The 24,699-nt window shown below is 52.9% G+C and carries 16 protein-coding genes and 1 tRNA gene; 12 read left to right on the forward strand and 5 right to left on the reverse strand.

The genetic code is table 11. The features are described from left to right. Nucleotides 1-137: 137 nt before the first annotated feature. The 4 genes from NYE26_RS32430 (at nucleotide 138) to NYE26_RS32445 (ending at nucleotide 9,437) form a co-directional block, all read left to right on the forward strand. Nucleotides 138-4,706, forward strand: a complete 4,569-nt coding sequence (locus tag NYE26_RS32430; protein ID WP_339252875.1) for an S-layer homology domain-containing protein — start codon at nucleotides 138-140, stop codon at nucleotides 4,704-4,706. A gap of 110 nt (nucleotides 4,707-4,816) precedes the next feature. Further along, on the forward strand, nucleotides 4,817-5,959 hold the full coding sequence (locus NYE26_RS32435; protein WP_339252877.1) for a response regulator: 1,143 nt from the start codon (nucleotides 4,817-4,819) through the stop codon (nucleotides 5,957-5,959). Between the two features lie 93 nt (nucleotides 5,960-6,052). Next, nucleotides 6,053-6,775 (forward strand): GntR family transcriptional regulator, encoded by a 723-nt coding sequence (locus tag NYE26_RS32440; RefSeq protein ID WP_339252879.1) that lies wholly within the window; start codon nucleotides 6,053-6,055, stop codon nucleotides 6,773-6,775. 277 nt (nucleotides 6,776-7,052) lie between these two features. Next, the gene (locus tag NYE26_RS32445) at nucleotides 7,053-9,437 is read left to right on the forward strand and encodes a phosphoketolase family protein (protein WP_339252881.1); all 2,385 of its coding nucleotides are present in this window, start codon (nucleotides 7,053-7,055) and stop codon (nucleotides 9,435-9,437) included. Between the two features lie 65 nt (nucleotides 9,438-9,502). Here NYE26_RS32445 and NYE26_RS32450 read toward each other — a convergent pair whose 3' ends face one another. Together NYE26_RS32450 and NYE26_RS32455 are read right to left on the reverse strand one after the other, a co-directional pair. Then, nucleotides 9,503-10,372 (reverse strand): TIGR03915 family putative DNA repair protein, encoded by an 870-nt coding sequence (locus NYE26_RS32450; RefSeq protein ID WP_339252883.1) that lies wholly within the window; start codon nucleotides 10,370-10,372, stop codon nucleotides 9,503-9,505. After that, complete coding sequence (locus NYE26_RS32455; RefSeq protein WP_339252885.1) at nucleotides 10,372-11,682, reverse strand: putative DNA modification/repair radical SAM protein; 1,311 nt, start codon at nucleotides 11,680-11,682, stop codon at nucleotides 10,372-10,374. The genes NYE26_RS32450 and NYE26_RS32455 overlap by 1 nt, the downstream gene beginning before the upstream one ends. A gap of 223 nt (nucleotides 11,683-11,905) precedes the next feature. Between NYE26_RS32455 and NYE26_RS32460 the strand changes: the two genes are divergently transcribed. The 3 genes from NYE26_RS32460 (at nucleotide 11,906) to NYE26_RS32470 (ending at nucleotide 16,607) form a co-directional block, all read left to right on the forward strand. Then, nucleotides 11,906-12,067 (forward strand): hypothetical protein, encoded by a 162-nt coding sequence (locus tag NYE26_RS32460; RefSeq protein ID WP_235218339.1) that lies wholly within the window; start codon nucleotides 11,906-11,908, stop codon nucleotides 12,065-12,067. Between the two features lie 310 nt (nucleotides 12,068-12,377). Further along, nucleotides 12,378-15,164 (forward strand): glycoside hydrolase family 3 C-terminal domain-containing protein, encoded by a 2,787-nt coding sequence (locus tag NYE26_RS32465; protein ID WP_339252889.1) that lies wholly within the window; start codon nucleotides 12,378-12,380, stop codon nucleotides 15,162-15,164. Between the two features lie 156 nt (nucleotides 15,165-15,320). Further along, the gene (locus NYE26_RS32470) at nucleotides 15,321-16,607 is read left to right on the forward strand and encodes a glycoside hydrolase family 18 protein (protein ID WP_339252891.1); all 1,287 of its coding nucleotides are present in this window, start codon (nucleotides 15,321-15,323) and stop codon (nucleotides 16,605-16,607) included. A 101-nt stretch (nucleotides 16,608-16,708) separates the two neighbouring features. Here the strand turns inward: NYE26_RS32470 and NYE26_RS32475 are convergent, their stop codons facing one another. Then, entirely contained in the window at nucleotides 16,709-17,101 is a 393-nt protein-coding gene (locus NYE26_RS32475) for a hypothetical protein (protein WP_339252893.1), read from the reverse strand. A 189-nt stretch (nucleotides 17,102-17,290) separates the two neighbouring features. Between NYE26_RS32475 and NYE26_RS32480 the strand changes: the two genes are divergently transcribed. Beyond that, entirely contained in the window at nucleotides 17,291-18,178 is an 888-nt protein-coding gene (locus tag NYE26_RS32480; RefSeq protein ID WP_339252895.1) for a GNAT family N-acetyltransferase, read from the forward strand. Between the two features lie 108 nt (nucleotides 18,179-18,286). Next, nucleotides 18,287-19,192, forward strand: a complete 906-nt coding sequence (locus tag NYE26_RS32485; protein WP_339252897.1) for an AraC family transcriptional regulator — start codon at nucleotides 18,287-18,289, stop codon at nucleotides 19,190-19,192. Between the two features lie 84 nt (nucleotides 19,193-19,276). Here the strand turns inward: NYE26_RS32485 and NYE26_RS32490 are convergent, their stop codons facing one another. Then, nucleotides 19,277-21,070: a helix-turn-helix transcriptional regulator gene (locus tag NYE26_RS32490; RefSeq protein WP_339252899.1), complete on the reverse strand. Its 1,794-nt coding sequence runs from the start codon at nucleotides 21,068-21,070 to the stop codon at nucleotides 19,277-19,279. Nucleotides 21,071-21,324: 254 nt separating this feature from the next. Here NYE26_RS32490 and NYE26_RS32495 point away from each other — a divergent pair. After that, nucleotides 21,325-21,408: transfer RNA gene (locus NYE26_RS32495), tRNA-Leu, on the forward strand. Nucleotides 21,409-21,589: 181 nt separating this feature from the next. On the opposite strand, the gene NYE26_RS32500 is transcribed toward NYE26_RS32495, so the two are convergent. Beyond that, nucleotides 21,590-22,876 carry a Gfo/Idh/MocA family oxidoreductase gene (locus NYE26_RS32500; protein WP_339252901.1) on the reverse strand — a complete coding sequence of 429 codons (1,287 nt, stop codon included), beginning with the start codon at nucleotides 22,874-22,876 and terminating at the stop codon, nucleotides 21,590-21,592. 127 nt (nucleotides 22,877-23,003) lie between these two features. On the opposite strand from NYE26_RS32500, the gene NYE26_RS32505 reads away from it, so the two are divergent. Together NYE26_RS32505 and NYE26_RS32510 are read left to right on the forward strand one after the other, a co-directional pair. Continuing rightward, nucleotides 23,004-23,819 carry an AraC family transcriptional regulator gene (locus NYE26_RS32505; RefSeq protein ID WP_339252903.1) on the forward strand — a complete coding sequence of 272 codons (816 nt, stop codon included), beginning with the start codon at nucleotides 23,004-23,006 and terminating at the stop codon, nucleotides 23,817-23,819. A gap of 133 nt (nucleotides 23,820-23,952) precedes the next feature. Next, a complete protein-coding gene (locus NYE26_RS32510; RefSeq protein ID WP_339252905.1) occupies nucleotides 23,953-24,675 on the forward strand; it encodes a bZIP transcription factor in 723 nt (240 codons plus the stop codon). Nucleotides 24,676-24,699: the final 24 nt, after the last annotated feature.

Here is a 24,699-nt window from a genome sequence, read left to right on the forward strand (position 1 = left end):
GTATCCCGTTAGTACGATTTGGTGAACGCCTGCATAGGAAGGGAGGAATTTACAGGTAACAGGCAAGCGGTCTATGAACAATAGGAAGTGTCGGCTGATCCCATAAAAGTCCCATTAGATGAGGAGTACACAAAAAGATGACAATATCGAAGAAATGGAACAAAGGATGGTCCCGAAGTCTGGCCGCCTCTTTGTCGATTGCGCTGGTCACCGCCAACTTTGCGGTGCTTGGGCCAGTGGCTCATGCGGCAGTCGCGGAGAATGAAGGTACGGAACAAATTTTCACTTCGGAGAAGTACCGGAGTTTCACCAAGGATGACGGAGCAGTAAAATTAACCTTCCCGGAACTCTTTATCACCGCAGATGCGGGTGAAATGATGTCAGGGGCTACGGTTGTAATTAATGGTTATAAGTCAGGTGACAAGATTACGTTCGCAACGGCGGATACAGGAATTACAGCTACCTCCGGCCCGGGAGACGGTGTCTATATATTAAAAGGCGAAGCTTCAACTGCAGATTATCAGAAAGTATTGGAAAATGCTGAATTCACCATGACATCACCAGGAGAGCGCAGTCTGACCTTCGGCCTTGGTCCTGTCCCGGCCTTTAATAAAAACGGCCATTTCTATGAGTATGTGTCGGAAACCAGCATCAAGTGGCCGAAAGCCAAGGCGGATGCCGAGAAGAAGAGTTATTATGGACGTCAAGGGTATCTGGTGACGATTACTGACCCGGATGAGAACGCTTTTATTGTCGATAAGACTCCGGTAATTGGCTGGATTGGCGGGAAAGACGTAGCCCGGGCGGTAGACGGGAACGGAAAGGCCACCCAAAATGTCTCTACCTTGCAGAGCATTGGAAAATATAACGGCTACGGCGATTGGCGCTGGGTAACCGGACCGGAAGGAATGGTGCAATACGAAGGCAAATCCGGCCTTCCTTTCTATAAGGGGTATAACATTAATGGAAAAAATAATGATACTGCCACAGTTCCCAATGTTACCGATGCAACTTACGGCACTATGTACGCTAACTGGGCTACGGGAGAACCCAATGACGCCACGTTCGAGCATGTGGTCCATATTTATTCTAGCGGTCAATATAAAAGTAAATGGAATGATTATGCAATCGACAACAAAGTAGATGCCTACCTTGTTGAATACGGCGGCATGCCAGGCGATTCCAACACCGACATTAACACCACGATAACACTGGTGGACAAAACCCCGCTGAAGCAGTTCAACGAGGCAGCAGAGGGCTATCTTGGTCTTGAGCCGCAGGAATATACAAAGGCCTCTCTGGCCATTCTCAAGACTGCAACGGATGCTGCCAATGCTGTCCTTGAAGATGAGCATACTTCCCCTGAAGAAGTTGAGGCCGCCCGCAAGGGTCTGGCGGATGCCATTGCCGGATTGGTGAAGCAGCCGCCAGTGGCTGATAGCGCAAGCTATACCGAGGGAAGCAACAACCAGGTATCTATTAAGTTTGACAAGCCTATCAAGTTCAATGCGGATGATACCGATACTACGGATGACTTCAGAGTGACATTGGACGGAAGACTGGTCGATGTTACGCATGCTGTAGTATCTGATCAAGATCCTAGTGTCATTATTCTGACCCTGGCCAGTCCGCTGTCCAATGATCCTGTGGTTCGAATCGAATATGATGCCGCAGAGTCGGCAATCCAGGCTCAGACACCCGGGAAAGAGCCAGTGTCCGACTTTACGCTCATTGCGAACGGACCGTTCGGTGATTCCTTGGAAATTCAGACGCCTGCTAAGGGAACAGAGGTATATGGAGCAGACTTCCCCCTCCCGGTAACCGGACAAGCTGCACTCGATTCGGTGGTTACGGCTGCTGTGTATAAAGTGGATGTCCACCCGAATGCGCATCTGTTCGACCTTGAGGTAGGGATTACGGTAACCGATGATGTCTATAAATGGGACACCAAGCTGCCGGGTCCGCTGGCACCGGGCTCCTACCATGTGGCGGTGACTTCGACCAAGACATTCGGCGATGAAGTAAGAACGGAAACGAAGCTGGTGCCGTTCACGGTACCACAGCTGGAATTGACCCATGTGGCGGTAAACGAAGGCCAGCCGGATCACGCGGTACTGACGTTCAACCAGCCTGTAGGCTCTGCGTTGACTGATGCTGATCTCACCGGACTGACCATTGATGGCCGGAAGGTTATTGCGGTGAAGTCCGTACAGGGCGACAAAGTGGAAGTCGTTCTGGAGGAAGCGCTTGGTCCCGATGATGCGCTGATCGTAGGGTACGATCCCGCTGCCGGTAATGTTACGGCTGAAGGCAACGTTCTGAACGAATTGAAGCCGATCCAGCCCGGCGAGCAGTCAGGCATCACGAAGGATAACAATGTGATTCCGCTTCAGCTCGTTGCTGCTTATCCCGAAGCGGGGCAGCTCAAGCTGGTGTTCAATAAGCCGATCAACGATCTGACCGATCTGACTGGGTTCACTTACGGCGGCGTGCCGCTTAAGGAGCCTTTTGAGATCAATGGGAATGAACTGATCGTTTCAATTCCCGCTGATCATAACGGCGGCATGTTGAGCTACGATCCAGAGCTTGGCAATGTAACGGAGAACGGCAATAAGAATAACCCGCTTACCGGATTGCAGCCGGGCATTGACCTAGGCGGGGATGGCAAATATATCGCAGACGGCGGCAAGCTGCCGGAAAACGGTCTGGGATTAACGGCAGGGGATAAGCCGGTATCGCTGAGTCCAGCCTTCCAGCCGGATGTACCAAGCGGCTATCAGGCGACCGTGCCTAATGAGACGGGGACTATTGCGCTGAATCTTGCCCCGGCAGGAGATAACGATACGCTGCGCAAGGTTAGCTTGAACGGTGTAGAGGTTCCTGACGGAGACTGGAGCAAGCTGCCGCTTCAGGAAGGGCTGAACATCATCCAGGTAGATATTGTGGATGCGAAGCGTCCGGGCGTTAAGCTGGGGCAATACCAGATTCAGGTTATCCGCGCAAGCGGGAAGCTCGTATCGCTTGATCCTTCGAGCGGCACACTGCAGCCTGAGTTCAAGCCTGAAACTGCAAGCTATGATGTATCCGTAGCGAACAGTGTATATGAAATGTCATTTAAGCCGGTTACACTTGATCCTGGTGCTGTGGTAACACTCAGTATTGCCGGTGAAGCTCCGGTAGAGGTTACAAACGGTCAATGGAGCAAAGCGCTCCCTCTAAAAGTAGGCAAGAATGAAGTTCTGGTTACCGTCAAGGATTCCGCAGGCGGAACGAATACGTATACAATGATCATTACCAGACAAGAGCCTGTATCTTCAGGCGGAGGCGGAGGTTCCGCTCCGGCTCCAGCAGCTCCTGAAACATCCAAGACCGAAGTGATTCAGGTGGATGTGGCCATCGGCGGAGCCAATGCGGCTGGCATCACGAAAGTGCCGGTACAGCGTACCACTCAGAGCAATGGCATGATCACTGATCTGGTCCGCTTCACCAAGGATAAGGCTGAAGAAGCGGTGAAGATGGCGAAAGAGACGGGACAAAGCATTGCCCGTGTAGTCATCCCGGATGCGGCGGACAATGTCAGCGAAGTGAATGTCCAGATTCCGGCGGAAACCGCCAAATTGCTGAAAGAGAACGGCATTGTACTGGAAATCTATACGGAGAACGCAATTGTGCGTGTTCCGAATGAATCGCTGGAAGGCATCGGACAAGACTTCTATTTCCGGCTGGTGCCGGTGAGAAGTGCAACAGAGCGGAGTGAAATCGAGAAGAGAGCCACGCTTGAAGCTGTGGTCCGCGAAGTGGCCAAGGACAACAAAATCGAAGTGGTCGCCAGACCGATGACCATTGAGACGAACCTGTCCAGCAGGGCGGTAACCCTGATCCTGCCGCTAAGAGATGTGAAGCTGCCTGCGAATGAAGCGGCGCGTAATGCATTCCTGGCACAGCTCGGTATTTTCATTGAGCATACCGACGGCACGAAAGAGGTTGTCAAAGGCAAAGCGGTTACCTATAAAGAGGGACTGCTTGGACTGGAATTCTCGGTAAGCAAATTCAGTACCTTTACGATTATTAACTTCAATAATCAGTCGCCTGCTACGCATGTATCCTATATCGTTGGCTTCCCGGATGGGGAATTCAAGCCGGACGAACGGGTAACGCGTTCGCAGATGGCACTCATGATTGCCCGGAATCTGGGCTATGATGCTAGTGCGGCTGTAGGCACTCCTCCCTTCCCGGATGTGGCTGTCCGCCATTATGCCGCAGCAGCCATTGCCTTCGTGAATGCACAGGGCGTGATGAAGGGTGATCCGGCCGGGAAATTCCGGGGCAATGCACCGATTACGAGAGCAGAGATGGCCGCTGCTGCTGCCAACTACCTGAAGCTTGCAGTACCGGCAGACGGAAAATCGAGCTTCAGCGATACAACTGGACATTGGGCTCAGGCGGTAATTGAAGCCAACGTGTCGGCAGGCTTGCTCAAGGGCTACCCGGACGGCAGCTTCAAGCCGAATGCTTATCTGACCCGTGCGGAAGCAGTAGTCATTGTTAATCAGATGTTTGACCGCGGCCCGCTCCATGGAGCAGATGCGGTGAAATTCCCGGATGTCTCCAAGAATCATTGGGCCTATCTGGATATCCAGGAGGCTATCATCGACCATCAGTACCGGATCGACAGTGAACAGAAGGAACAACGGGTTACAGAATAAATGGATAGGGGTTGGAGGAGAGATCATTTCTCCTCCAGCCCCTAAATCATTAAATTTGAAGTATAATGGTTATAAAACCGTACCGATTTCCAGTTGCGAAGGAGATCCGAATGAGAGCAATCCTGATTGACGATGAAGAATTGGCACTAAAGGCTTTGGAACGCCAATTGCATGCGCTTGGTTGTTTCGAGATTATCGGCAAATATACCGATCCGCTGCAAGGGCAGCAAAAGGTAGAGGAGACCGAGACCGATATTGTGTTTCTCGATATTCATTTACCGGAGCTGAGCGGGATTGAACTGGCGGAAAGGCTGCTGGAACGGAGACCCGATCTGCAGGTTGTATTCGTAACGGCATATGATAAGTATGCGATCAAGGCTTTTGAGCTGAATGCCCTGGATTATTTGCTTAAGCCGATTCATACGGACCGTCTGAAGCTTACAGTTCGGAGATTGAATGCTCAGCAGAAGCCTGGCCTGGCAGCCCAGGCAGCGTCAGCGCAGACAAGCTGGAGAATGCTGATGCTCGATGCCTTCCGGATCTACGAAGGGAGTCAGGAGCTTCCGTCACTGCAATGGAGAACGGCGAAGGCGCAGGAAATCTTCTTTTACCTGCTGCATCATCGCGGCAAAGTGGTCAGTAAAGCCACTCTGATTGAGTTGCTGTGGGCTGATTTTGATCCGAACAGGGCCTATCCGCAGTTATATACGGCTGTGTATCATATCCGCAAGATGCTGGAGCCCTTCAGCAGAGAACGGATTCTCCTGCAAAATACGGCGGACGGCTATCTGCTCAAGCTGAATGGAATCTGCCTGGACGTTGATGAGTTTGACCGCTTTATCCAAGCGGGGTTAGAGCTCTCGAATGACACACTGCCCGAATACGAACGAATCCTGAAGCTGTTCAAGAGCGAATATCTGGAGGGGTACGATTATGTGTGGGCGGAGCTTGAGCGGCAGAGATTCCAGCTGCAGTGGATTCGGCTGAAGCTGAATCTGGTCCGCTGGTATATGGGGAATGCAGAATATGAACAGGCCTTCAAGCACATTGAACAGGTCTGCACCCGCTATCCGTTAGAGGAGCAGGCGCAATTATTGTACATGCAAATATCGGATAGAATGGGCTTTCATTTTCTGGTGCAAAGACAGTATGTATTGCTGGAAACGGTCATGGAAGCAGAGGTTGCGGAGAAACCGAGCCGGGAGATTGTCAAATGGTATAGGGATTGGGATAACAAGCGTCAAAAAGGGTGAATCCGTGGATTCATCCTTTTTGCCCTATCTAAATTATGATATATTTAATCTTGAATGAACTTGTTCTGCAAAGATCCGACGAAGGAGCACCCCATGACCCAATTTGTCTACAAGCAGATTATTGCTGACCTCAAAACGAAGATCTTTGCCGGGCAGTACGCCGATATGAAGCTGCCGGATGAGCGTAGTCTCAGCGAGGCGTATCAGGTTAGCCGCAGTACCATTAAGCGTGCGCTGATGAAGATGGAGAGCTCGGGCATTATTTTCAAGAAACGCGGCTCCGGCACCTTCATCAATCCGTTATATATAAAGAACGATTCGATCTTCAATTACGAAGGCTCTAATCTGGGGGTGTCGGATAACTTCCAGATGCACGGCAAGAAGCCGGAGATCAAGGTGCTGAGCTTCGAGGTCATCCGGCCCACGGAGGAGCTTCAGCGGGATTTGTTCCTGATGCCACATGATTTCGTGTATAAGATCGTGCGTCTGCGCCTGTTTGAAGGTGCGCCCTTCATGATTGAGACGGGATATATTCCGATCAAAATTGTGCAAAATCTCGACCAGACGATTATTGAGGGGTCGATTTTTCATTATCTGGAGGAGTCGCGCAATCTGGCGGTGACCAAATCCTTTTTGTCTATTTTTGCCGAGCCTTCACTGCTGAATGATCAGGAGCTGCTCCATCTTAAAGAGAATGAACCCGTGGGGATTATGGAGGGGATCTTTTTCCTGGATAACGGCACGCCGTTCGAATTCTCGCATATGCGCTTCCATTACGAGTATCTAAAGTTTAACACTTTCGTATCTGTGCATTAACGGATGGACGGTGTAAATAGCATAACTGAGGTATAGCAGGCCGGGAGGAATCCCGGTCTTTTTAGCGTTTTTTTATCATGACAAATTAATCCATAATTATAAAAATAAACATCTTTTTGTGCGTGGTTTGCAGAGGGATTCATACTATGTTCAAAAATTCACAATATTGGACCGTATTAATTTCTAAAAAGATTGAATTTCTGAAATGCCGATGTATGATGTAAATGTAGAAGTGATACATTCAATTTACAAAGAAAAAGATTAGGGAGTGGAAGACATGGGATTAACAATCGAACAGGTGGATTATTCCTCCAAAACGTATCTGGCAAAGCTTGACGCTTACTGGCGTGCAACGAACTACATCTCCGTAGGTCAGCTTTATTTGAAGGATAATCCGTTGTTAAGAGAACCGTTGAAGGATGCAGACGTCAAAGTGAAGCCGATCGGACACTGGGGCACGATCCCTGGGCAGAACTTTATCTATGCGCACCTGAACCGCGTTATCACTAAATATGATCTCAACATGTTCTATATTGAAGGCCCGGGCCATGGCGGTCAGGTGATGGTATCGAACTCTTATCTTGACGGAACCTACACCGAAATCTACCCGCAGATCACTCAGGACATCCCAGGTCTGAAAAAGCTGTTTAAGCAGTTCTCCTTCCCTGGCGGTGTTGCCTCCCATGCAGCTCCTGAAACACCCGGATCGATTCATGAAGGCGGCGAGCTGGGTTACTCCCTGTCGCACAGCGTGGGTTCGATTCTGGATAACCCTGACCTGATCTCCGCTGTAGTTGTAGGTGACGGCGAAGCAGAGACCGGTCCTCTGGCCGCTTCCTGGCTGTCCAACCGGTTCATCAACCCGATTACAGACGGTGCTGTATTACCGATTCTGCATTTGAACGGCTTCAAGATCAGCAACCCGACGATTCTGTCACGGATGAGCAGAGAAGAATTGACCGCCTATTTTGCCGGCAACGGTTGGGAAGCATTCTTCGTAGAAGGCGAGAACCCGGATCTGATGCACCCGGAAATGGCGAAGGTCTTGGATACAATCGTAGAGAGAATTGCCGCCATTCAGAAGAATGCCCGTGAAAATAACGATACTACACGCCCTGTATGGCCGATGCTGGTCTTCCGCTCCCCTAAAGGCTGGACCGGTCCGAAATCGTGGGATGGCGTGCCGAACGAAGGCTCCTTCCGTGCCCACCAGGTGCCGATTCCGGTCGATCAGAAGAACATGAAGCATGCACCAGCCTTGCTTGAATGGCTGAACAGCTACAGACCTGAGGAACTGTTCGATGAGAATGGCCGTCTGAACGCAGATCTGGCTGAAATTCTGCCAACCGGCGACAGACGTATGGGGATGAACCCTGTAACGAATGCCGGCAAGCTGATTAAAGACCTGCACAAGCCGAACTTCCGCAACTATACTCTCGATAATTCCGCCCCAGGCCAAGTAATTGCACAGGATATGGCCGTACTGGGCAAATACCTGAAAGAGGTTGTAACCCTCAACGAAGAGAACCGCAACTTCCGTATTTTCGGACCGGATGAGACTATGTCTAACCGTCTGGGACCAGTATTCGAAGTGACCAAGCGTCAATGGATGGATGCCATTCAGGAACCGCAGGATGAATTCCTGGCTCCCTATGGCCGTGTCATTGACTCCCAGTTGTCTGAGCATCAGGCAGAGGGGATTCTGGAAGGGTATGTACTGACTGGCCGCCACGGATTCTTCGCCAGCTATGAAGCCTTCCTGCGCGTGGTCGATTCGATGATCACCCAGCACTTCAAGTGGCTGCGCAAGGCTACAGATCAGACCTGGAGAGAAGACATTCCTTCCCTGAACGTGATCGCTACATCGACAGTGTTCCAGCAGGACCATAACGGCTATACCCACCAAGATCCGGGTCTGCTCGGCCATCTGGCTGACAAGAAGCCTGAATTTATCCGTGAGTATCTGCCGTCCGATGCGAACAGCTTGCTGGCTGTGTTCGACAAGATCCTGAATGACCGCCAGAAGATCAACCTGATCGTATCCTCCAAGCATCCGCGTCCGCAGTGGTTCTCGGCTGACGAAGCTCAGGAGCTGGTGGACAAAGGCCTCAAGATCATTGACTGGGCCAGCACCGACAAAGGCGGAGAGCCGGATCTCGTTATCGCTTCTTCGGGTACCGAACCAACTATGGAAGCCTTGGCTGCCATCTCGATCCTGCATGAGAAGCTGCCTGAGCTGAAAATCCGTTACATTAACGTAGTCGATCTGCTGAAGCTGAGAAGCCAGAAGCTCGATCCGCGCGGCTTGTCTGACGAAGAGTTTGATCAATTTTTCACAAAGGATAAACCGGTCATCTTCGCCTTCCACGGCTATGAAGGCCTGATCAAAGACCTGTTCTTCGACCGCCACAACCACAACCTGCATGTGCACGGCTACCGCGAGAATGGCGATATCACTACACCGTTCGATATGCGTGTACTGAACCAGATGGACCGCTTCGATCTTACGAAGGAAGCTGTGCTGAGCCTGCCGGAAGCAAACAAATACCAGGCCATCGCTGACGAGATGGACGCCATGGTGCAGAAGCATCACGCGTACATCCGTGAAGAAGGCATCGACCTTCCAGAGGTTGAGAGCTGGGTATGGAAGGCTTTGAACTAAGCTCTAGATGATCGTGTTATTTCATTAATAATATAGTAGGCTTCAATTAAGGAGCGCTCCGGTAGTCATGTTGATGGCTGCGGAGCGCTCTTTTTGTCCAATGATTGGAGCTGGATTATGGTCTCCGGGACCTCCGGCTGCAATACCTTCTTCCGCTGCGCCGCGGTGAGTACAGGGACACCATTACTCCCATTCATCTCCAACATGTGCTTCCAATAGCGCTTCGGCATCTTAGAGGAACGCAGCCGGTCGCTCTTGCGCTCCTTGATGCCGATGGCGTGATAGAAGCCGGTCCATAAGCGGCGGTACGCTTCCTCCGTCTCATCGGGCTCGGGGGGAGTCCACCCGCTTAAGGGAACGATGGCCTCCCGTCCGGGCTCATGAATCAGCGCCGCCCCGTGCTTCTGGTCGTAGATCATGAAGCTCTCCCCCTGGAACCGGTCGCAGAAGTGTTCCCGGATTACAGGCAGCACATAGCCCTGCGGTTCAATGACTGCGGCCATGACCGGGCCGTATACAGAGAAGCGGACGAAGCCTGTATACAGATGCGCTTCATGCCGGAGCTGCTGAACGGCCTTCATCAGACTGTTAACAGTATCATCAGCCAGCATATTCATCACCTTGCGGCCATGCTGGAAGCCGAGATACAGGAAGTTCAGCAGCAGCATTTCCTTATCGGGGGCGCAGCTCCAGAAGCCCAGACGCACCAGCTCCTCGGCTTCGCGGCTGATCCGCAGCGGCAGGGACTTCAGTACCCGCGCGGCCTTCTCCTTGTCGGTCTCAATCCATTTTGCTTCCAGCAGCAGGCCCATTTCCCCGCCTTCAGCATGAATTGCCAGCGGAATCTCCTTCCAGGCATAGCTCTCAAATACACAGCACAGCAGACCCTCGAAGCTTCCGTCATAGGTGTACGCCAGTGCGGACGGCTTGAACATCAGGCCTTCGCCCCCTTGTTGAAGCTGTTCCAGTCCCCGGCGGCGGGCAAGGTGGAGAGGTTGAAGTCATCGAACAGCGTGAGCTGTTCCACCTGCGGCTGCTGGAGAGCCAGCTGCTGCCCGGACATGAGGGAGCGGAGCAGCGTATGCTCGCTTACCTTCAGCCCTTCCAGCGGTTTGTCCTTGCAGGTGATGAAGAACTGGGCACGCTTGAGGACCACTCCCAGCCTCTTCAGCGCGTGGAAATCGAGCGATCCGGCCCGTCTGGCCTTCACGATCCGCTGTGCACTTCTTACGCCGATGCCGGGTACACGCAGCAGCATTTCGTACGGGGCGCGGTTGATCTCAACGGGGAACTGCTCCCGGTGGTTAACGGCCCAGCTGCACTTGGGGTCCAGCAGCGGGTTGAAGTTCGGCACGGCCTCATCCAATAATTCATTCGCCTTGAAGCCGTAGAAGCGCAGCAGCCAATCGGCTTGATAGAGCCGGTGTTCCCGCAGCAGCGGCGGCTTGGTGTCTAGAGCGGGCAGGAGGGAATCCTCCACCACCGGGGTGTAGGCCGAGAAGAATACGCGCTTAAGTGAGTATTTGCGGTATAAGCCTTCCGTCAGATTCAGAATCTGGTAATCGGTATCTGGCGTTGCTCCCACGATCATCTGGGTGCTCTGTCCGGCAGGCGCGAAGCGGGGAGCATGGTTATACTTGACGATATCGGAGCGGTTCTCCTTGATCCGGCTGGTAATCAGCCCCATCGGCTTCAGGATGGATACCTTGCTCTTATCAGGTGCGAGCCGTCCGAGGCTCTCCTGCGAGGGCAGCTCGATGTTGACGCTCATGCGGTCGGCGAGCAGCCCAAGTCTGGACAGCAGGGCTTCGTCTGCTCCGGGGATGGCTTTTACATGAATATAACCGTTGAAATGATAGACATTGCGCAGCAGCTCAAGTGCAGCAATTAACTGCTCTGTGGTGTAGTCCGGATTGCGCATAATGCCTGAGCTAAGAAATAGTCCTTCTATATAATTACGGCGGTAGAATTGCATGGTGATATCTGCGATCTCTTCGGGGGTGAAGGCCGCCCGGCGAATGGGGTTAGATTTGCGGTTGATGCAATAGGCACAATCATATACACAACCGTTGGTCATAAGCACCTTCAGCAGCGAGATACAGCGCCCGTCCGCCGCGAAGCTGTGACAGATGCCCATCGGAGAGGTGTTGCCGAGCGCCCCGGCCTGGCCCTTGCGGTCAGAACCGCTTGAAGTGCACGCCACATCGTATTTGGCGGAAGCGGTCAGAATCTCTAGTTTCTCCATTACATCCACGGTCTCAATCCCCCTCATATGTGAGCATTATATACCGAACGTACGTTCTTGTCAAAAGTATCTCCCCCTTCTTGGCCGACTGTAAAATGTATGCGCATTCCTTCTTGTGCTATAATAGAACCTGATGGTTCATGGAATGAGGAATCATACGGTTATTGAAATTCGGGTTAGGAGTGTTGCTGAAGTGAGAGGATATAACATATGGCGGCCCATCATGCTGATTGCGGTTGCGCTGCTGACAAGACAGTTAGTGACAAGTGTGTGCCTGATGTTCGGCATGTCGCAGGAATCGGCAGGCAGTGTAGCCATGCTGGGCATGATTGTTGCTGCTCTAATTATGTACAACCGCATGATGAAGGGCCGCCGCCGCAGATAAAATAAACAGAAGATCCGGCCGTATCTCTTCAGGCGGAGCGGATTGCATAGGAACAGGCTTGAAAGACGCCCGCACAGGTGTCTTTTTATTTTAGAACTGTCTTTTTACTAAAAAAATTTATGCAGACAGGTGCGCATCCCGGCGATCCGGCAAGCGGTGCTTGAATAATCTGGCTGGAGCTTATATTCTTAGAAGGATATGCTATATGAAGGACCATAGAGATTCAAGGTAACGTATATTCCCTGCAGGGAGGGCGTTATCTATAGAATCAACCCACAGCATGGGAAATGAACATACAGGAGGAAACCAATTGAGTACACAGAACATTGGAGTGCCGTTAGAGGGTTTTGCAGAATTTAGCCGGACGGTAGCCGCAGAGGGTGCGGTACTGCTTAAGAATGAGGGACAGGTGCTTCCGCTGGGTGACAGTGAGAGCGTCGCTGTTTTTGGCAGAATACAGGTGAATTATTACCGCAGCGGTACAGGATCGGGCGGTAGCGTTCACGTTGCATATACGACGAATCTGCTGGATGGACTGCGCAGCAAGAAGAACATTAGCGTGAATGAAGAGCTGGCTGCAGCCTACGAGGCCTGGATCGGGCTTAACCCGTTCGATGACGGCGGCAAGGTATGGGCTGCGGAGCCGTGGAACCAGAAGGAAATGCCGCTTACGGACGAGCTGGTGAAACAGGCAAGAAGCCAGTCAGCCAAAGCGGTTGTGGTCATTGGACGTACGGCGGGCGAGGATCAGGATAATGCCGATACTGCAGGCAGCTACCGGCTGACGGAAGATGAGAAGGCGATGCTTGTCTCGGTTACGGCTCATTTTGAACAGACGATTGTGGTCCTCAACGTATCCAACATTATGGATATGAGCTGGGTAAATGACGCCGCTTATGTGAACCCTATCTCTGCAGTGATCTATTCCTGGCATGGCGGCATGGAGGGCGGCCACGCGATCGCCGATGTTCTGGCCGGAGAGGTTACGCCAAGCGGCAAGCTGACGGACACTATCGCGTATTCCATTGAGGATTACCCGTCGACCCGCAACTACGGCAATGAGTTCAAGAATCTGTACGAGGAAGATATCTACGTGGGCTACCGTTATTTCGAGACCTTCTGTCCCGATAAGGTTCAGTATGAATTCGGCTACGGGATCTCTTACACGACCTTCAAGCTGGAGCCGGAGGAAGCGAAGCTGGTGAACCAGGCGGGCGAGCCGCAGATTGAAATCGGCGTCACCGTAACGAATACGGGAGCCGTATATGCCGGTAAAGAAGTAGTGCAGGTGTATGTTGAAGCGCCGCAAGGACAGCTGGGTCAACCGGCCAAAGCGCTGGCAGCCTTCGCTAAGACCAAGCTGCTGGAGCCTGGTGAGTCTCAGCGCATTACTGTAAGCTTCCCGCTCCATTCCATGGCTTCCTATGATGACGCCGGAGTGACCGGGCACGCTTCCGCTTATGTGCTGGAAGCCGGAACGTACCGCTTCTATGCAGGAACCAGCGTCAAAGCGGTATCAGCAGTACTTCTGGATGGACAAGAAGGCTATGTGCTGGATGAGCTTAAGGTCGTGGAACAGCTGCAAGAGGCTATGGCGCCTACCGAGAGCTTCATGCGGATGAAGCCGGGTGCCCGCAAGGCAGACGGTTCGTATGAGCTGGTCTCCTCCGAGGTGCCAACGCGCAAGGTGGATCTGGCGGAGCGGATTGAACGCAATCTGCCGCAACAGCTTCCGCAGACTGGCAATCAGGGATATACCCTGAGAGATGTCCATGACGGAAAAGTTAGCATGAGCACCTTCATTGCCCAGCTAAGCGACCAGGATCTGGCGGCGATTGTCCGGGGCGAAGGCATGAGCAGTCCGCTGGTCACTCCAGGTACGGCATCGGCGTTCGGGGGCGTGAGCGACAGTCTGTTCAGCTACGGCATTCCGGTTGCAGCTACAGCGGACGGCCCTTCCGGCATCCGTATGGACAGTGGGGCTAAGGCAACACAGGTATCGATTGGAACCCTGCTGGCCGCTACATGGAATGCGGAGCTGGTGGAAGAACTGTATGTTATGGAAGGCCAGGAATTATTGCGCAACCAGGTGGATGCGCTGCTGGGACCGGGGCTGAATATCCGGCGCAGCCCACTCAACGGGCGTAACTTCGAATATTTCTCCGAAGATCCGCTGATCTCAGGGATCTTCGCTGCCGCATGCACACGCGGAATTATGAAGGGCGGCTCTAATGCGACGCTGAAGCATTTTGCCTGCAACAACCAGGAGAAGCACCGCAGTAAAGTCGATGCTGTCGTATCGGAACGCGCGCTGCGTGAGATCTACCTGAAGGGCTTCGAAATCGCAGTCAAGCAGGGCGGGGCCAATTCGATCATGACCTCCTACAATCCGGTGAACGGGCATTGGGCGGCTTCCAACTATGACCTCAACACCACGCTGCTCCGCGGCGAATGGGGCTTCCAGGGGATCGTCATGACCGACTGGTGGGCGATCATGAACGATGTGGTGAACGGAGGACCGGCAGACCGTAAGAATACGAACTGGATGGTCCGCGCCCAGAACGATCTGTACATGGTCGTTAGTAACTATGGGGCAGAGGTTAACGCTTACGATGACAATACAATCGCATCTCTGGAGAATGGCACGCTTACCCGCGGGGAGCTTCAGCGCTCAGCGATCAACATCTGTGAGTTCATCATGAAGGCGCCGGTATTCTCCAGAAAGCACGAGATTATTGAAGCGGTCGATACGTTCAAGGCTGATCCGGCTATCGGGGCTGAGCAGGTGCAGGTGCTGAGCGAGAACGCACAGGTAACGCCTGCTGTGTCCGGGCCGACCTACATTCAGGCTGACGAGGCGGGCCAGTACCGCATTATTGTCAGCATCATGTCTCCTGAGCCTGAGCTTGCGCAGAGCGCCTGCAACCTGACCCTGAATGGACAAGCGGTAACCACCATTCAGACGAACGGAACGGAGGGCCGGTGGATCAGACAGAAGTTGGTCAAGGTTGAACTGGAAGCCGGACGGTATGAGCTGAAGCTGGACTTCGTCAAGCCCGGCCTGCAGATTGAATGGATTGAATTCAAGCGGGTATAGCATCAGATCATTGATAGCATGAGCAGCAAGGCACCCTCCGGGGGTGTCTTTTTTTGCAAATATTGAATTTACATGATCCGCCTGATTCCGCATACCCGCACGGCCGCCGAATAAAATAGAGATAAAACGGCTACTATGAAGGGATGGCAGGAACGTATGCAAATACATGTAGTGCAGCCGGGCCAGACGCTGTATGGTATTTCACAGGCCTACGGAGTAAGCACTGATACTATAACTGAGGCGAATCAGCTCTCTGCGCCGGGAAGCCTGGTGGCAGGGCAGGCGCTGGTAATCCCGATTGCCGGGCAGTATTATTGGGTGCAGCCGGGCGACAGCTACTACAGCATCGCCAAGCGGTTCGGCCTGAAGGCAAGCGAGCTGGCGGAGGTGAACGGGCTGACGCTGAATCAGCCGCTGCAGGTCGGACTCCGTCTGTACATTCCCCCTGGACCCAGGCGGCAAGCGGAAGTGAACGCGTATGTGGAGCCAAGGGGGGAGAGTGTCTCCCAGCCGCTGCAGAAGGCTGCCCGTGAGGCTGCTCCTGAGCTGACGTATCTCGCACCGTTCAGCTTCCGGATCAAGCGGGACGGAACGCTGGTCCCGCCGCCCCTGGACGGCCTCGCCTCCATTGCCGCGGAGCATCAGGTGACGCTGATGATGGTCGTGACGAATCTGGAGGATGCCCAGTTCAGCTCTGAGCTCGGGCGCATTATTCTGAATGATCAGGAGGTTCAGGACCGGCTGCTTGAGAACATCATCGCGGAAGCGAAGCGGCTGAACTTCCGGGATATCCACTTTGATCTGGAGTTTCTCCGGCCGGAGGACCGTGAAGCGTACAATACTTTTCTGCGGAAAGCGGCAGAGGTCATTCATAAGGAGGGCTTCCTGCTGTCCACCGCCCTTGCCCCCAAGACCAGCGCGTCACAGGTTGGGGCCTGGTATACGGCGCATGACTATAAGGTCCACGGCGAGGTGGCCGACTTCGTCATTATTATGACGTATGAATGGGGCTATAGCGGGGGGCCGGCGATGCCTGTCTCGCCCATCGGGCCTGTCCGTCAGGTACTGACTTATGCAGCAAGTGAGATGCCCGCAGGTAAAATCATGATGGGCCAGAATCTGTACGGCTATGATTGGACGCTGCCTTTTGTAGCTGGGGGGCAATATGCCAAAGCGCTCAGTCCGCAGGCGGCCATTGATCTGGCCAGGAACAGGAATGCAGCCATTCAATATGACTATAGAGCCCAGGCTCCGCATTTCAATTACACCGATGACGAGGGGCGGCAGCATACGGTATGGTTCGAGGATGCCCGCTCGATTCAGGCCAAGTTCGATTTGATCAAGGAGTTAGGGCTGCGGGGCATCAGCTACTGGAAGCTGGGCCTGCCTTTTCCGCAGAATTGGCTGCTGCTTACGGATAACTTCAAGGTGGTCAAAAAATAGACCGGAGACCGTGCTGCCAGCGGCGGCGTAAGAAGCTCCACACCAAAACGGATGTGCCCATGCGAAATGGCGGCACATCCGTTTTTTTGAAAATATAAATGTTAGCCCATTAAGCCCTTGAGCCCGCCCAGAAAAGGCCGGATCGACTTGATCATGTTGTAGCCCATCTTCATCACCGGCATAGCCTTCTGCACCATTCCGAACATGCCCATGAACCGTCCGAGACCCCCGCCGATACCGGCCACCCCGCCTCCCCCGCCCATCAGCGAGCCGAGTAGAGGCATGAAGCCGGACACCTCTGCTTTCCGCGCAGCTGAAGAGGATTTCCGTTTCGGGGTTGGCCCCTTACGCGTGCCGGGTCTGGACAGAATCACCGCCTCCTGGTTCAGATCTGTAATCCATCCTACGTAGGAACGCCCATTATGCAAAGTGATGCAGACCGGCTGGCCTTTCAGCTGCTGTGCCCGCTTGCGGAGCTTTGTTGAATTTGCCATTCGTCATTCACCTCACTGTTCTATTTACTCTATTTTACTCAGAACCTGAGGGGCGGCTTGTGCGGGTATGGAGTTCTGCGGAATATATTTGAACAACCCGGGGCTGTCTTTGGGGGCAGGATAACGTACTATTAGTAGATAGGTGGAATTAACTTATACTAGTCATTCTATGATTAGGGGGAGAATCGTTTGACCGATATCGGGAAGTTAGCGGCGTTCATCTGCGCCCGCAATACAGGAGACCAGCAGTGCGGGTATGTAGGCAGTACGCTGGAGGATGTTATGCATGACCTTAGTGACGGTATGGAGGAAGCAAGTCTGGTGCTGTATGAAGGAGAACGTATTACTGGCGTGGTTATCCTGGACATCTATGACGTTGGGGATGGGCAAGAGGATATTGAGGTATGGGGGCCCTATTATTCAGCTCACCCTGAAGAAGAGCTCCGGCTCTTATTCAACTATGTGAGTGAGACCGCTGAAGCGGGAGCTATAAGGTATATCCATCTTTTTATTAGTGGTGATAATACTCCGCTCATGGAATACGCTGCCCGCTATCAAGCCGAGAAGGTGAACACGCATTACCACTACTCGATCGCTACAGCATCAGCGCCTGACAGCAGCCGTCACATGCACCCTGGCTTGTCTGTTCTGCCCGTCACAGAGCCTGCCTCCAGGTGGACCGGGCAGATTCTCGATCTGCATAATCAGCAATTTCAAGGCGCAATTCTCACCCCTAAAGAGATTACTGCAGAGATAGAAGACAGCAGCAACAGTGAATATGACGTTCACGCTGTTCTTAACGAGGGCCGGTTCACCGGATACATAATAGTAAGAAGAAATGCACGGACAGGCACCCTTCATCTGGAATACCTATGCATCGGGCCTGAAGAGAGAAGCCGGGGCATAGGCAGGCAACTGATTGCCTGTCTGGCAGAGAAGTACAAAGGGCTGGGTTATTCGAGTATCAGCTTGGTTGTCAGCGAGGAGAATACAGCCGCCATCCGCTTCTACGACAAGAACGGATTCAACAGGGACCGGGTCATGAAGCATATCCTTGTTGGGGGCGGGATGTTCTGAAAATATACAAATTGTGAAGATACAAATAGGATTAAAGGCACCACAACTCAAGTCATATATACACACTAGGCCTCTGCTAAGATCATTAATGAAAGGAGGGGAACATCAATGTACGAATGGAATGAGATGGTTCAGCGCATGATTGACTGGGTGGAGGAGGATCTTACGGCTTCGCCTACGCTGCTGGAGATGTCGGAGCAGCTAGGGTATTCGCCGTATTACTGCACCCGGCAATTTCATGCGCTGACCGGGATGACGCTGCGGGATTATGTCTGGCAGCGCCGGATTGGCCGGGCGGCACTGGAGCTTAGGGACACGGATGCGCGCATTCTGGATATTGCCGTGAAGTTCGGATTTTCCTCCCAGGAGGCGTTCACGCGGGCCTTTCTCAGAGCCTTCAAGCTTACTCCACATTCCTACCGCAAGGCTCCACAGCCGATTCCGCTGGCCATTCGTGCCGAGGTGTTCTCTCCTTATCATTATCTGATCAGGGAGCGGGATAGAATGAGACAGGTGCATTTGCAGGAAGCGGAGATTAAGCTTGAGTTGATACCGGCGCATAAGTTTATCGGCATCCGCGATATCGGCTCTAACAATTACGGAGGATTCTGGAAGAATGGGCATGACTGCGATGAGGTCTCCGGAACCCTTGAGAGCATGTCGCATCATACGCTGCCCGGGCAGCTCGGCCAGACGGCAGGCTGGTTCTATCAGGAGGGGCGCAAAGGCTATCTGTATGGTATCCTTGTCGCGGCTGACTATGACGGGGCGGTTCCGGAGGGCATGGAGTGTTGGGATATCCCGGAATCGGAGTACCTGGTCTTTTTTCATCCGCCCTTTGATTACTTGCAGGATAATGGGCAGGTGATGCGTATCGTTGAGGAAGTTGCTTGGAACTATGATCCTGCGGTTATGGGCTATGTGTGGGATGAAGAGGAGAAGCAGGATTATCAGCGGCATTTCCCCGAGGGTTACGGGTATGCGGTGCTGCGGCCGGTCCGTAAATCAGACTAACTTCAGACAGCAGTCTGGCTTAAGCAGAAGCGTTCGGCGCTTCTGCTTAAGCTGCTGCCTGTCAGGTTACACAACAACGTTCCCTTAGGCGAGGCTCAGCACCGTTTGTGCAAGAGTATCTCCCCGGTGCTCCATCGAGGCTATCCGCGTCAGTAATTCCGCCTGCTGCCCGCGTTGCCGGGAGGTCCAGCTGAGTCTGGAGGAGGCGCCTTTCTTTCGGAGGACAGCAGGGTCGGGTAATGCCTCATATAAGTCTTCCAGCAAAGCTGCCATTGCTTCATACAATGCAGCCATCTCTGATAAGGCAGCCTGTTCGTGAGGGTCATGCACCAGCGGCAGAGAGTCGCGTAAGTAGGCGGCGGCGCAGCGGCGGGCATCTGCCAGGGCCATCATGCAGAAGTGATTGACGGATAACCTGCGGCTGAAGGCTTCTTCGTCCGCTGCGGCATACCAAGGGTGATCCTGCAGTCCCTCTCTCCATAGCTCCAGCGCCTTGTATCCTATAGCATAAGAGCTGCTGTTGGACAGGGTCTCAGCCTGCATAGACTCCAGCTTAACGCGCAGCGATGCATATAGATTCTCAAGTGCAGACGGGGCCTCCATCTGATCTCCCAGCCTGATAATCCGGTAAGGCCATTGATCCACATGGAGATACCCTTGGCTTATCCTCATATGAGCCTGGAACTCAGGATCAGCTTCAAGCTCACTGAAGGTCTCATCGTCAAAATAACTGCGGCACAGCAGCACATCCCCCTCGGCCAGATATCCTGTAATGACTCCCCACTCCGGCGCTACCCTGAGGTTAATCGCAAGTGGCAGTCTGCCTTGGCGGATATCCTCCAGAATCGCCAGCTTCTCGGCTGTGCGCTGCTGCGGCTCCAACCGGTTGGCCCGGCGGGCACTTAGTCCATAAGCCTTGCAGGCGGGAATGGAGTAGTCATAGACGACAAGGGCATCCGCAGCGCTGTAGTCCCATACCGGTTCAAAAGCCATTCTCCAGCAGGCTCCCGAATAGCCCATCACCTGCTCGTAGGTGGTCTCTACGCCTCTGGCGGTAAGAGCGAGCGTCATGGCTCCTGCCCAGGAGCAATCCCGACCCCGTCCGAAGCCCAGCCGCGGAATCTTTTCAATAATGCACTGATCCCGGGAGGAGTGGGTCTGATAGAGATGGCTGCGGTCCCGGCTGTAATGAATCTGTTCGCCTTCCGCGCAGCTTACGGCATGAATACCTTCTGCATTCAGATAGACCAGCAGGAGGTAGTCCTGACCCCCGCAGTCGATCAGACTGGGAAACAGCTCATGTGTGGCGGTGAACTGAGTCCAGCGGAAATGCTCATAATGCTTCATTTTGGCTGCAACGCTACGGTGTGCCTGTTCATTCCCATAATGCGCAGCAATAATCTGCAGCTCATCACTGGTTGAGACATACCCGTTCGAATGGATATCTATCGTAAGCAGCTGGTCCTTCAGCACAAAGGTCGAATATATGCCGTCAGGGGTCTCATAGGTGACAAGCAGCAGCTTCAGGCGGCCGTCATTCCATGAGTGGGGAAAGAGGTGCTCCCCGGGGAGTAAGCTTAAGCGGTCTGAGGCTACGAACTGGTTCACAAGCTGGGTAACATCCAGTTCCTGCTGTCCATCTGTATAGATTGCAGAGAGCACCACAAGCTCCTGGGGCAGCAAAATGCTGTCAATCGAGTGGTTCAATGCGGCGGATAGCAGGGGAAGGGTGGCTGTCTCCGGCAGAGACTTGCCAGTCTCCCATTTGGATACCGCCTGTGCACTGACATGGAGCAGTTCCGCTAATTGTTCCTGGGACAAGCCTTTTCTTTTGCGGAGGGTAGCAATTCGTTTGCCAACTTTTTCACTTACGATCATACTCAGTACAACTCCTATAATGGATTCCGACGTCGTAAGTCTATTATAATCTCCGTTCTCCAAATAACCCATATACTGGAGTAGGGCACGCGGTATAACAAAATCAACCGTAAGTTGAGGTTAGCTATGACGCACCAGCTAGACCCCTTCTCAAAGTGGCTGTATCCCTCTTTAACCATGATTAATAAAAAAGACTTGTTCTTTTGAAGGATTCATGATATATTACTTCTTGCGTTGCATTGAATGTTTTCTTTGCGGTCATGGCGGAATTGGCAGACGCGCTGGCTTCAGGTGCCAGTGGTAGCAATATCGTGGAGGTTCGAGTCCTCTTGACCGCATAATGGTTTTAACCGTGATGCAAGCGAAGGCCCTTCTTAAATGAAGGGTCTTTTTTTTGCTGCGAATAGAATATAGGCGGAAAACCGAATACAGCCCCCCTTTCACCACGTACCCGTGATCAAAGGGGGGCTTCTGCATTATCGTGCGGGGTTCATCGCTGCTGCGACGCCACGCGCCAGATCACGCCTTCCAGATGTCGTCTATTTTCACCGGCTGGCCGGTCTTCATGGAGCGGTTAGCGGCAATGCCGGTCATAATGGACATCGCGCCGTCCTTGTGCGAAGCTGCGCGGTTGAAGCGGTCTTCCTGCTTCTTGTCAAAAATATCGCTCAACAGCACCGGATCGCCGCCGCCGTGTCCGCCGCTGCTGCTCTCGAACTCTACGCAGTAAGGCTCCTTGAAATGCGGATAGATCATGATGCTGACGCCTTCCAGTGCGCCTTCGTTTTCTTTTTTGCCGCCGGAATTGACGTAGGACTGCTCGGTAATCCGCACCTCCATCCGCCCTTGAGTCCCATTGAACACGATGATGAAGCCCTCCCACGGCATATACGCGTTAAGCGAATAGTTCATGACGGTCTTGTTCTTGTATTTGACCATGACATTCATGGTGTCCTCGATGCTGATATTGTCCCCGAATACGCTCTGGTCGCGCTGGTACCCGTCCTCATGTTCGGCGTCCAGGTACATGCTCTTCAGGTGTTCGTTACGGTCCAGGTGTAGCGCGAACGGGTCGTTCTCGGCAGCCTTGCTGCCGTAGGCACGCTGATAGAACTCGGTGATGCCCCGTTTCTCGGCATTCTCTCTGCCGTAGAAGCGCAGGTCGCCCATGGCGAAAACCGTGTCCGGCTGCGACCCCAGCCAGAAGTTCATCAGGTCGAAGTGATGCGTCGATTTATGCACCAGCAGGCCGCCGCTGTTCCGCTTGTCGCGGTGCCATCTGCGGAAATAGTCCGCTCCATGCTGGGTATTGAGCAGCCATTCGAAGTTCACGGATAGGATTTCGCCCAGTATGCCGTCCATAATGACCTCACGGATCTTCGTGTTATGCGGCGCATAGCGGTAGTTGAAGGTTACCCGCAGATTCTTGCCGGTGCGCTCAATCGCATCGAAGATCTCCCGGCATTTCTCCTCGTCAATCGTCATCGGCTTCTCGGAAATGACATCACAGCCCAACTCCATCGCGCGAATGATATACTTGTGATGCGTCCGGTCAATCGTAGTCACCAGCACGAAGTCGGGCCGGGTCTCAGTGATCATCCGGTCGAAGTCCTCGGCCTTGTAAGTAGGAACCTCATGGTAATCGTATTTGTCCGTAAGCATATGATTGGCGAAATTCATCCGCGTCTGATTGACATCGCAGAAGGCCACCAGCTCGGAGGTTTTGTTGTAAGCGGTAACAAGAGCGCCATAGAAAAATTCAGCCCGGCCGCCAGTGCCGACAAGTGCATATTTCTTTTTGGACAAGGGAATCACTCCATTTACTTGGATTTGTTTCTATTTTATAGTATAGAAAATGCAGAAAGTGAACGGTATTTAGTCATTTTTGCTCAAAAGTGTGCTTATCTTATCCTTTCAGGGGGCTTGGTGCAGGGTGGAACCTATTTTTCAGATTGAGCAGCTGAGGCGCATCGGGCATTTCAATATGGACACCGACCATTTCCATGATTTCTACGAAATATATTATCTGCTATCCGGGGAGCGGCACTATTATATCCGTAACGGAAGGTACGCGCTGGAAGCCGGAGACCTCGTGTTTATTAACAAAAATCATCTGCACCGCACAACCGGCGGAAGTCATCTTCCGCATGAGCGGGTGCTGATCAGCTTTGACGATGCCTATCTGGAGCCGGTGGCACCCGGGGCAGACTGGATGAATGTGTTCGAAGGGGAGAGCTTCCTGCTGCGGCCTACGGCGCATGAACAGGGACTCATCACAGACCTGCTCCAGGCGATGCAGGAGGAACAGAAGGAGGGGCTGCGCTGGAGCACTGAATATACAAGGATGCTGCTGCTGCAACTGCTGATTACGCTGGAGCGGATAAGGAGGGCGAAGCCCGCCCTGGTCTCACCGGAGCAGAGCGAGGGGCAGCGCCGGGTATACGGCATCATCGAATACCTGGACAACCATTACAGCGAGCGGCTGAGTCTTGGGGGAATTGCCGAGCGGTTCTTCATCAGCGCTACGTATCTGTGCCGGATTTTCAAGCAGACCACAGGCTTCACCATCATTGAGTACCTGAACTATGTCCGCATCCGTGAGGCGAAGGTACTGCTCACGCAGACGAAGTGGCCGGTCACCCGGGTGGCGGCGGAGACGGGATTTGAGAGCATTGCGCATTTCGGGCGGGTGTTCAAGGCCATTACAGGACGTTCACCCTTGCAGTACCGCAAGCAACACCGGGGGTGACGATTACGGCTCGCATCGGCCATCCGCTATTTCATTCGACAATAGCTGTGGGGATTTTACATATCTTTCTATCTTTTGACACAGAGTCTGTCTTATAATAATGAAGATTGAAATACAAATATTGGGGTGTCCTATGACAATGAAGTCAGGCGGTCTCTGGCTCGTTGCTGCTATGCTAGCGGTAACCGTAACCGGCTGTTCTTCGGGCAGTGCAGGCGCTGGCAGAGATCGCACGGAGAAGCTGAAGGCAGAGATTAGTGAGCTGAAGAAGGAGAACAAGTTTTTAAAGGAAGAAAATGAAGCGCTGAAAAGAGACCTTGTTGTGAGGCCTGTGACAGCGAAAGAGGAAGGCGGTACGGCCGAACTTATAAGTACCGGGGACAGCCCGGCAGCCGCTGATTCCGGCGAACAACACAAGCGGATCGCAAAAGGCACGCCGCTCACGATCGATGGAACGGGTGAGTATACCATTACCAAGACCTCATTTGGAAAGAAGGTTAATCCATCGAATCCGGGGTCATACTACACCTACTACGAAGCCAAGGAACCGGGCACAACCTATCTGGCGATCACTTTGAAGGTGAAAAATCTCGCAGGTCAAGCCATCAATGCGGGTGGAGTAGCGGAGGTGGAGGTTACATACGATAACAAATATGAATATAGCACCTTCGCGACGATGGAGAAGAACGGCGGTGAAGATTTCACCTATACCAATATCTCGACGATTGGACCGCTGAAGTATGGTACTCTGGTGTTCATGGCCGAGGTTCCTGATGAAGTGAAGTCGAGTGGCAAGACGCTATATGCGGATTTCGAGATTGAGGGCGAAACCTACCGTTATACCATAAAGAAATAAGTGAAGAGCCTGTACGGCCGCAGA

The sequence above is a fragment of the Paenibacillus sp. FSL P2-0136 genome, from assembly GCF_037975325.1.
GTDB classification, from domain to species: Bacteria; Bacillota; Bacilli; order Paenibacillales; family Paenibacillaceae; genus Paenibacillus_AQ; species Paenibacillus_AQ silagei.

Coding starts and splice junctions, on each gene's coding strand:
- NYE26_RS32450 (WP_339252883.1), bottom strand. CDS start 10,372: ATGTTCAAGCCGTCCGCACTGGCGTACACCTATGACGGAAGCTTCGAG.
- NYE26_RS32475 (WP_339252893.1), bottom strand. CDS start 17,101: ATGGCAAATTCAACAAAGCTCCGCAAGCGGGCACAGCAGCTGAAAGGC.
- NYE26_RS32440 (WP_339252879.1), top strand. CDS start 6,053: ATGACCCAATTTGTCTACAAGCAGATTATTGCTGACCTCAAAACGAAG.
- NYE26_RS32510 (WP_339252905.1), top strand. CDS start 23,953: ATGACAATGAAGTCAGGCGGTCTCTGGCTCGTTGCTGCTATGCTAGCG.
- NYE26_RS32455 (WP_339252885.1), bottom strand. CDS start 11,682: ATGGAGAAACTAGAGATTCTGACCGCTTCCGCCAAATACGATGTGGCG.
- NYE26_RS32445 (WP_339252881.1), top strand. CDS start 7,053: ATGGGATTAACAATCGAACAGGTGGATTATTCCTCCAAAACGTATCTG.
- NYE26_RS32485 (WP_339252897.1), top strand. CDS start 18,287: ATGTACGAATGGAATGAGATGGTTCAGCGCATGATTGACTGGGTGGAG.
- NYE26_RS32460 (WP_235218339.1), top strand. CDS start 11,906: ATGCTGATTGCGGTTGCGCTGCTGACAAGACAGTTAGTGACAAGTGTG.
- NYE26_RS32470 (WP_339252891.1), top strand. CDS start 15,321: ATGCAAATACATGTAGTGCAGCCGGGCCAGACGCTGTATGGTATTTCA.
- NYE26_RS32435 (WP_339252877.1), top strand. CDS start 4,817: ATGAGAGCAATCCTGATTGACGATGAAGAATTGGCACTAAAGGCTTTG.
- NYE26_RS32430 (WP_339252875.1), top strand. CDS start 138: ATGACAATATCGAAGAAATGGAACAAAGGATGGTCCCGAAGTCTGGCC.
- NYE26_RS32490 (WP_339252899.1), bottom strand. CDS start 21,070: ATGATCGTAAGTGAAAAAGTTGGCAAACGAATTGCTACCCTCCGCAAA.